Here is a 7977-nt window from a genome sequence, read left to right as displayed (position 1 = left end):
TCAACGCGATCATCCCGGGACGGACCATCCTCGTGGGGATCGCGGTGCTCGTCGGTGCGCTGTTCCTGGCCGTCATCTGGCGCGGCGACTGGCGCATCCCCGCCGTGGGCGTTTCGCTGATGGTGCTCTCGGCGCTCGTGGTCGGCGGCATCTACCCGTCGATCGTGCAGCGCTTCCAGGTGGAGCCGAACGCGCAGTCGCTCGAGGCGCCCTACATCCAGCGCAACATCGACGCGACTCTGTACGCGTACGGGCTCGACGAGATCGAGACGATTCCGTATGACGCCGCGACCGAGGCCGAGGCGGACCAGTTGAGGGCCGATGCCGAGACGACCGCGCAGATCCGTCTGCTCGACCCCAACGTGGTGTCGCCGGCGTTCCAGCAGCTGCAGCAGAACCGCCAGTACTACGACTTCTCCGACCGCCTCGCCGTCGATCGGTACCAGCTCGATGGCGAACTCAACGACACCGTCATCGCGGTGCGCGAGCTCAACCTCGCCGGCCTCAGCGACGAGAACCGCTCGTGGGTCAACGACCACACGGTCTTCACGCACGGCTATGGGGTGGTCGCCGCCTACGGCAACCGCACCAGCACCGACGGCCAGCCGGCGTTCTGGGAGGGCAACATCCCGTCGCGCGGAAGCATGGGCGACTACGAGCCGCGCATCTACTTCGGCCAGACGGTCCCCGACTACTCGATCGTGGGTGCCCCCGACGGCACCGAGCCCTGGGAGCTGGACTACCCCGACGACGACTCGCCGACGGGCCAGGTCAACACGACCTACGCCGGCGACGGCGGTCCGAGCATCGGCACTTTCGTCGAGAAGCTGATGTACGCGATCCGCTTCGGCGAGGAGCAGATCTTCTTCTCCGACCGCGTGACCTCGGAGTCGCAGATCCTGTACTACCGCGACCCGATCGAGCGCGTCGAGCGCGTCGCCCCGTATCTTGAGCTCGACCAGACCACCTACCCGGCCGTCGTCGACGGTCGCGTGAAGTGGGTCGTGGACGGCTACACCACCGCCGACTCGTACCCGTACTCGGCGGCGCTGCAGACGCCCGGGCTGTTCGCGAGCGGCGAGTCGCAGTTCCCGTCGACGCTGAACTATGTGCGCAACTCGGTCAAGGCGACGGTGGACGCGTACGACGGCAGCGTGACCCTCTACGCGTGGGACGCGGAGGATCCGATCCTCCAGACGTGGCAGAACATCTTCCCGTCGACCATCGTGCCGGTCGCGGAGATCTCGAGCGAGCTGATGAGCCACCTGCGCTACCCGGAGGACCTGTTCCAGGTCCAGCGGCACCAGCTGCAGCGCTACCACGTGGACGACGCCTCGGCGTTCTACTCCGGCCAGGACATCTGGTCCACGCCGCAGGACCCGACGGGTTCGGGCGCGACGCTGCAGCCGCCCTACTACCTGACGCTGCAGATGCCGGGCCAGGACGACCCGTCGTTCTCGCTCACCAGCAACTACATCCCCGGCGGCAACACCGACCGCAACATCCTCACCGGATACCTGGCGGTGGACTCCGAGACGGGTGATGCTGCAGGCGAGATCGCGGAGGGCTACGGCCAGATCAGGCTTCTCGAGCTGCCCCGCGACACCACGGTTCCCGGCCCCGGCCAGGTCCAGAACAACTTCAACTCCGACCCGGGTGCACAGGAGACGCTGAACCTGCTCCGTCAGGGCGAGACGGATGTCGTCAGTGGCAACCTCCTGACCCTGCCGGTCGGCGGCGGTCTGCTCTACGTGCAGCCCGTGTACGTCCAGTCGAGCTCGGGAACGCAGGTGCCCCTGCTGCGCAAGGTGTTCGTCTCGTTCGGCGACGAGGTGGGCTTCGCCGACACGCTGCAGGAGGCGCTCGACCAGGTCTTCGGCGAAGGTGCGGCTCCCGACACGGATGAGCCGGTCGACGAGGTGGAGCCGGACACGGAGCTGGACCCGGGCGACGTGCCGGACACCTCCGAGCCGACGCCGACGCCGAGCGAGAGCGAGCCGGCGACGGACCCGACGGCCGCGCCCGACGATGCCCAGGCGGCCCTCGAGGACGCGCTCGCGCGCGCCCAGCAGGCCCTGCTGGACGGGCAGGAGGCGCTGGCCGACGGCGACTTCGCCGCATACGGCGAGGCGCAGGAGGAGCTCGAGCAGGCGATCGAGGACGCGATTCTCGCGGAGGAGGCTCTGGCGGCCCAGCAGTAGCCACGGCCGGGAGAGGCGATTTGGAGCCTCGGCGCGCGTCCGATAGACTGATCACTCGCCAACGCGGGGTGGAGCAGTTCGGTAGCTCGCCGGGCTCATAACCCGGAGGTCGCAGGTTCAAATCCTGTCCCCGCTACTCCACGACGAAGGCCCGGACCACACGGTCCGGGCCTTCGTCATTTTCCCGGGCTTCTGCGCTTCCCACCCGCGACCGCCGCCCCTACGCTGGCCGCGTGAGCACCGCGCGCCGTGTCGGCCTCCTGGGGGCGATCGGCATCGGCGTCGGGTCGATGCTCGGCGCCGGCGTCTTCTCTGACATGTGGGCGGAGGTGCTCGCCGCGGGCGACTGGTACCTGGCCGCCGTGGGCCTCGCGGGCGCGGTCGCGCTCGCCAACGCCCTGTCGACGGCGCAGCTGGCGGCGCGCTACCCGGTCGCAGGCGGCGCGTACGCGTATGGGCGCGCCGAGCTCGGACCGATGGCCGGGCATCTCGCGGGTGCCGCCTTCGTGGTGGGCAAGACCGTGTCCGTCGCCGTGGGGGCGCTCGTGCTGGGCTCGTACGTGGTGCCTGGGCACGCCGCGCTCGTCGCCACCGCCGCGATCGCGTCCGTGTGGGCGCTCAACTCTCGCGGCATCACCCGCACCGCGCGGGGCGCGACGGCGATCGCGATCGTCGTGGTCGCGGTGCTGCTCGCGCTGGTGGCGGCCGCGCTGATCGGCGCGGAGCGCTCCTTCGGCTGGTTCGCCTATGCGCCCCTGGCGGAGACGGCGGCGCTCGAGCCTGCGTCGGCCACCGGGCCCGCCTTCATGGTCGCGGCCGCCGCTGCCTTCTTCGCCTTCGCGGGCTATGCGCGCATCGCGACCCTGGGCGAGGAGGTGCGGGAGCCCGAGCGCACCATCCCGCGCGCCGTCATCAGTGCGCTGGGCGTGGTGATCGTGCTCTACCTGGCGGTCGCCGTGTCCCTCGGGCGCACCTTCGGCGTGCCCGTGCCCAGCGAGGGCTTCGCACCTGCCCCCGTTGCCCACGAGGACGAGGCCTCGTTCGGATGGACGGCTGACGCTACGGCGCTGGGCGACGCGCCGCTCGAGTCCCTGGCGGTGGAGGTGGGCATCCCGGCGTGGATCGTCACGGCCGCGGCCGCGCTCGCGGTGGGCGGCGCGATGCTGGCGGTCATGGCGGGTGCTGGACGCACGGCCATGGCGATGGCGCGCGAGGGCGACCTGCCCCGGGCCCTCGCCCACCAGGGAGAGTCCGGAGCTCCGTGGAGAGCGGAAGCGGTGATCGCGGTCCTCGCGATCGTTCTGGTGTGGACCCAGGGCACCAGCCTGCTGCTCGTGAGCGTCGCCTCGATCCTCACGTACTACGCGGTGGCGAATGTCGCCGCCATTCGCCAGCGCCGGACGGGGCGCACCGCAACGCTCCGCGTCCCGGTGCTGGTGAGCGTGTTCGGCGTCGTGGGCTGCGTGGTCCTCGCAGCGGTAGCGGCGCCGGCGGCAGCGGGATCGTGGTGGGCCTTCGCGATCCTGGTGCTCGCGGTGGTCGGGTGGCCGGTGGCGGCCCAGGTGTGGCGAGCACGGGTCACACGACCCCGCGGCTCCTAGACGATCCGCCCCTCGTGCTCGGAGCCGGTCGCCCGCGAGCCCGTGCCCACGAACGACGCGTCGTCGGCGTCGACCACGCGTCCATCCGCGAGGCGCACCGTGTCGTCGGCGATGTCCATGAGCCCCTGGTCGTGAGTCGACACGAGCGCGGTCATCCCGGTGCCAGCGATGACCTCGCGGAGCAGCGCCATCACCGCCGCCCCGGTGTCCGCGTCGAGCTGGCCCGTCGGCTCATCCGCGATCAGCAGCCGCGGCTCGTTCGCCAGCGCTCGAGCGATCGCCACGCGCTGCTGCTGACCGCCCGACAGCTCCGCGGGCCGCTGATCGCGGTGGTTCGACAGTCCGACGAGGTCCAGCAGCTCCGCGACCCTGCGCTCGCGCTCGCCCGTGCGAGTGCTGCGCAGCCGCATCGGCAGCCCCACGTTCTCCGCCGCGGACAGCATCGGCACGAGCCCAAAGGTCTGGAACACGAAAGCCACGGTGTCGCGGCGCAGCGCCGTGCGCCGTCCCTCGGACAGCGCGGTGACCTCGATGTCGTCGACCACGATCCGGCCGGACGTGGGGCGGTCGAGGCCGCCGATGCAGTTGAGCAGGCTCGTCTTGCCGGATCCCGACCTGCCCACCAGGGCCACGAGCCGGCCGCGCTGAACCTCGAACGAGACGTCGTCCACGGCGGTGACGCGGTTCGCGCCGTGGCCGAACACTCGGGTCACACCATCGACGGACACCATGGGCGTCTCAGCGGAGGTCATCGCGGCCCTCCTCGGGCTCGGGGGGCAGGAAGGGGTTCGGGGCGTCCGTGGGCGGGGCCGATGCGCGCGTCGGGTCGGGAGCGCGCGGCGCCTCCCGAGGCGCCGGTGGGGAGGCTGCGGCCTCGGGCGCCGAGGGTGCGGACGCGGGGCGCGCAGTGGAGTCCTTCCACACGCCGATGTGATCGGTCTCCAGCTCGAGGCGCACACGGTCCTTGAGCTCCAGCGCGTCGCGATAGTCGCGCGGCAGCTGCAGGCGCCCGGCGCGGTCCAGCACGGCGTACTCGTCGTGCACGGTCTGCGTGCGGCCCTCGTCGTCCACGTGCGTGCGTCGCACCACCTCCGTCGCGGTGCGGCCATCGCGGATCGCCACCGTGCGCTGCACCTGCGAGCTGACCGCGTGGTCGTGGGTCACGACCACGACCGTCGCGCCCAGGTCCTGGTTAGCGCTGCGCAGAGCCGCGAACACATCGTCGCCGGTGCTGGAGTCGAGCTCGCCCGTGGGCTCGTCCGCGAAGATCACCTCGGGCTCGTTGGCGAGCGCGACCGCGATCGCGACGCGCTGCTGCTCTCCTCCCGACAGCTCGCCGGGCCGCCTGCCCGCGCGATCGGCCATGCTCATCGCCTCGAGCAGCTCGTCTGCGCGGGCGGCGCGTCGCGCTCCCCGCAGCCCGGAGAACGCCATCGGCAGCATGACGTTCTCGCGGGCGCTCAGGTAGGGAAGCAGGTTGCGCGCCGTCTGCTGCCATACGAAGCCCACGACCGAGCGGCGGTACGTCAGGCGATCGGCGTGGTTCATGCGCAGCAGGTCCCAGCCAGCGACCCTGGCTGATCCCGCGGTGGGCACGTCGAGCCCCGACAGCACGTTCAGCAGCGTCGATTTGCCGGATCCGGACTGGCCGACGATCGCGATCATCTCGCCCTTGTCGACCAGCAGGTCCAGCCCCTGCAGGGCCTGCACCTCGATGTTCTCGACCTGGTAGATGCGCACGAGGTTGTCGCACACGATCAGCGCGTCCGCGCCGTACTCGGCGCGGGGCGCCGCAGCGGTCTGGGTCATGACTGTTCCTCCCTCATCGGGACTCTCCATAGCGAAGCACGTCGCTCAGCCGTTCGCGACGGTGGGCGATCACCTCGGTGGTGACCGCGAGCAGCAGCAGCGCGACGACTCCGCCGGCGACGGCTGCGATGAACAGGGGACTGGCGACGAGGGCCGGGGCGGCGAGCCCCCCGGCAAGCACCTCGAGGCCGAGTGCGCCGCCGAGCAGCGCCAGGATTGCCAGGCCGGCACCGGCGCCGCCCACGACGGCGGCAGCGGTGAGCGGGCCCAGCTCGGCGAGTGCGAGCCACCACCCGTACGCGGCGCCCATGCCCTGCGTGCGCAGCATCGCCAGCGCGCGGCCCCGCTCGCGCACGCCCTGCATCACGGTGATGAGCAGGGCGACCGCCGCGAGCGCGCCCACGGTCGCCACGGCGAGAGCCATGAGCGCCTCGACGCCGCCGATGAGCGCGGATCCCCGGACCGCCTCGAGCCATCCCTCACGAGTCGTCACAGCATCGGCCGGAATCGACGGCGTCGAGGTCACCGCCTCCTCGGCGCCGTCGCCTCCCACGAAGGCGAGGTTGGGCGTCCAAGGCGTGTCGTACTCGAAGGTCTCGAGCCCCTCGAGCGGCGCCATGACGAACGGCCCGTCCATCCACCCGTCCGGGGTCGCGGTGGCGATCCCGACGATCTCGACGGGGATGTGCTCCCGCCCGATGTAGATCTGCGAGCGATCGCCGGGGATCTCCAGGGCGGCGAGCTCCGGGCTGGCGAGGACCGGCACCGGATCGCCGTCGGCGCGCTGCGCTTCCAGCGCGTGGAGCTCGCGCAGCTCGGCGGCGTCGACGATGCCGGCCTGGTCGACGATATCGGGGTAGGCCTCGTCGAAGGCCACCAGCGAGCTCTCGAGGGTCTCCGAGCCGAGCGTCAGGTTGGTGAACACGCGCGTGTACACGATCGAGGTCTCGAGGCCCTGGGACGCGAGGTCGTCGACGGTCGCGTCGTCCACGGGCGCGTCGATCCTGACCTGTCCGCCCACCCGTTCCCACGCCGCCTGCTCCTGACCCTCGCGCACCGTGCCCACCAGCAGCCCGCTCGAGACGGCGACCGCGATCGCCAGGGTCAGGGCCAGCAGGGGAAGGACGGGGATCGGCTCGCGCGCCTTGGCCAGCGTGATGGCGCCCGACACTCCGCGCGTGCGACGCGCCAGCGCCTGGATCACGGCCATCGGCAGCGGGTAGAGCCGGACGACGATGACGACGATGGCGAGAGCGACGAGGACGGGCGCGGCCGCGAGGAACGGGTCGATGCCTTCCGTCTGGGTCTGCAGCACGCCGCGGCCCCGGAGCGTGACGACGGCGAGCACGCCGAGCACGACGGCCAGCGCCTCGAGCGTGAGGCGCCGCGCGGCCCTGGCCCGGCGCTTGCGCGCCCTGTCCTGCCTGTTCGCGGGCTCGCGGCGCCCGGTCCACGAGCCGCGGGCCATCGCCACTGCGAGCACTGGCGCTGCGATCACGGCCACCCCAGCGACCAGCAGAGCCTGGAGATTCCCGGCGGCGACGGGTCCCACGGCGGCCCGCGCGGCCGCGTAGCCCGAGGCGAGGCCGACGCCCGTGACAAGCGCCGACTCGATAACCATGCGCAGTGCAACCGAGGCCACGGACGCTCCGCGTGCCCGCTCGAGAGCGATATCGCGCTCGCGGCGGCTCACCAGGAGGCGCGACATCAGGGCGATGACCACCGCTCCCACGGCGATCACGCCCGCGACCACCACCGACATCTGCGCGAGCGCCGCACGCGCCCGGGCGGGATAGGCGTCCAATGCGGGCCCGAGGCCGCTCGCGACCTGGACCGTGACGTCCGCCTCGGGTCCGATCAGGTCGCTCGAGCCGGTCAGGTCGCGCATGCTCGACGCGAGCGTGCGTGCGCTGTCGAGGGTCAGCGTCTCGGGAGACACCGACAGCTCGATCGTGCCGGGGAAGGCCGTTCCCAAACGGGACGCGAGCTCGTCGAGCGTGGCTGCCTGGACCAGGACCGTGCCGCGGCGGAACAGGGGTCGGGACGGATTGTCGACGACGGCAGGGGAGACCGCGTCGGGGAACCGACTCCAGACCTCTGCCTGCGGGTCCTCGGGCTCGACGATGCCGGTGATGCGCAGCGCGATTCGGGCGCCTGTCACGTCCTCGAGCATGATGACGTCGTCGAGATCGAACTCGAGGGGGCTGGCCACCGGCCGGGTGAGCGCGATCTCGATGACCTCGGGCTCGACGTAGACGGACTCGCCGTTGTCGCCCAGCGACGCGACGACGCCGATTCCAGCGTTCGGTCCGCTGACCTGGCGGGAGCGTCCCGTGGGATCGGCGGGGAGGCGACCCTCGACGAGC

5 protein-coding genes and 1 tRNA gene are annotated in these 7977 nt (G+C 71.7%); 3 read left to right on the top strand and 3 right to left on the bottom strand.

The features are described 5' to 3' along the window. The 3 genes from QZ483_RS11330 to QZ483_RS11320 all read left to right on the top strand — a co-directional run. Window positions 1–2201, top strand: a 2201-nt coding sequence (locus QZ483_RS11330) for a UPF0182 family protein (RefSeq protein WP_297084054.1), incomplete at its 5' end; no start/stop codon positions are given. Between the two features lie 62 nt (window positions 2202–2263). After that, window positions 2264–2337, top strand: a tRNA-Met gene (locus QZ483_RS11325). A gap of 97 nt (window positions 2338–2434) precedes the next feature. After that, entirely contained in the window at window positions 2435–3802 is a 1368-nt protein-coding gene (locus QZ483_RS11320; RefSeq protein ID WP_297084053.1) for an APC family permease, read from the top strand. Here the strand turns inward: QZ483_RS11320 and QZ483_RS11315 are convergent. From QZ483_RS11315 to QZ483_RS11305, 3 genes are all read right to left on the bottom strand, one after another. Continuing rightward, the gene (locus QZ483_RS11315; RefSeq protein ID WP_297084052.1) at window positions 3799–4554 is read right to left on the bottom strand and encodes an ABC transporter ATP-binding protein; all 756 of its coding nucleotides are present in this window, start codon (window positions 4552–4554) and stop codon (window positions 3799–3801) included. The two genes, QZ483_RS11320 and QZ483_RS11315, sit on opposite strands and share 4 nt — an antisense overlap. Continuing rightward, complete coding sequence (locus QZ483_RS11310; RefSeq protein ID WP_297084051.1) at window positions 4541–5611, bottom strand: ABC transporter ATP-binding protein; 1071 nt, start codon at window positions 5609–5611, stop codon at window positions 4541–4543. Before QZ483_RS11310 ends, QZ483_RS11315 begins: the two co-directional genes overlap by 14 nt. A gap of 13 nt (window positions 5612–5624) precedes the next feature. After that, window positions 5625–7977 (bottom strand): FtsX-like permease family protein (locus QZ483_RS11305; RefSeq protein WP_297084050.1); only part of this gene is annotated, 2353 nt, incomplete at its 5' end.

This window comes from uncultured Demequina sp. (genome assembly GCF_913055775.1).
Taxonomy (GTDB): domain Bacteria; phylum Actinomycetota; class Actinomycetes; order Actinomycetales; family Demequinaceae; genus Demequina.
This window is presented reverse-complemented; position numbering and strand designations above follow the sequence as displayed.

Bases quoted from the DNA above. Each gene is read 5' to 3' on its own strand.
- QZ483_RS11315 (WP_297084052.1), bottom strand. From the start codon at position 4,554: ATGACCTCCGCTGAGACGCCCATGGTGTCCGTCGATGGTGTGACCCGA.
- QZ483_RS11310 (WP_297084051.1), bottom strand. From the start codon at position 5,611: ATGACCCAGACCGCTGCGGCGCCCCGCGCCGAGTACGGCGCGGACGCG.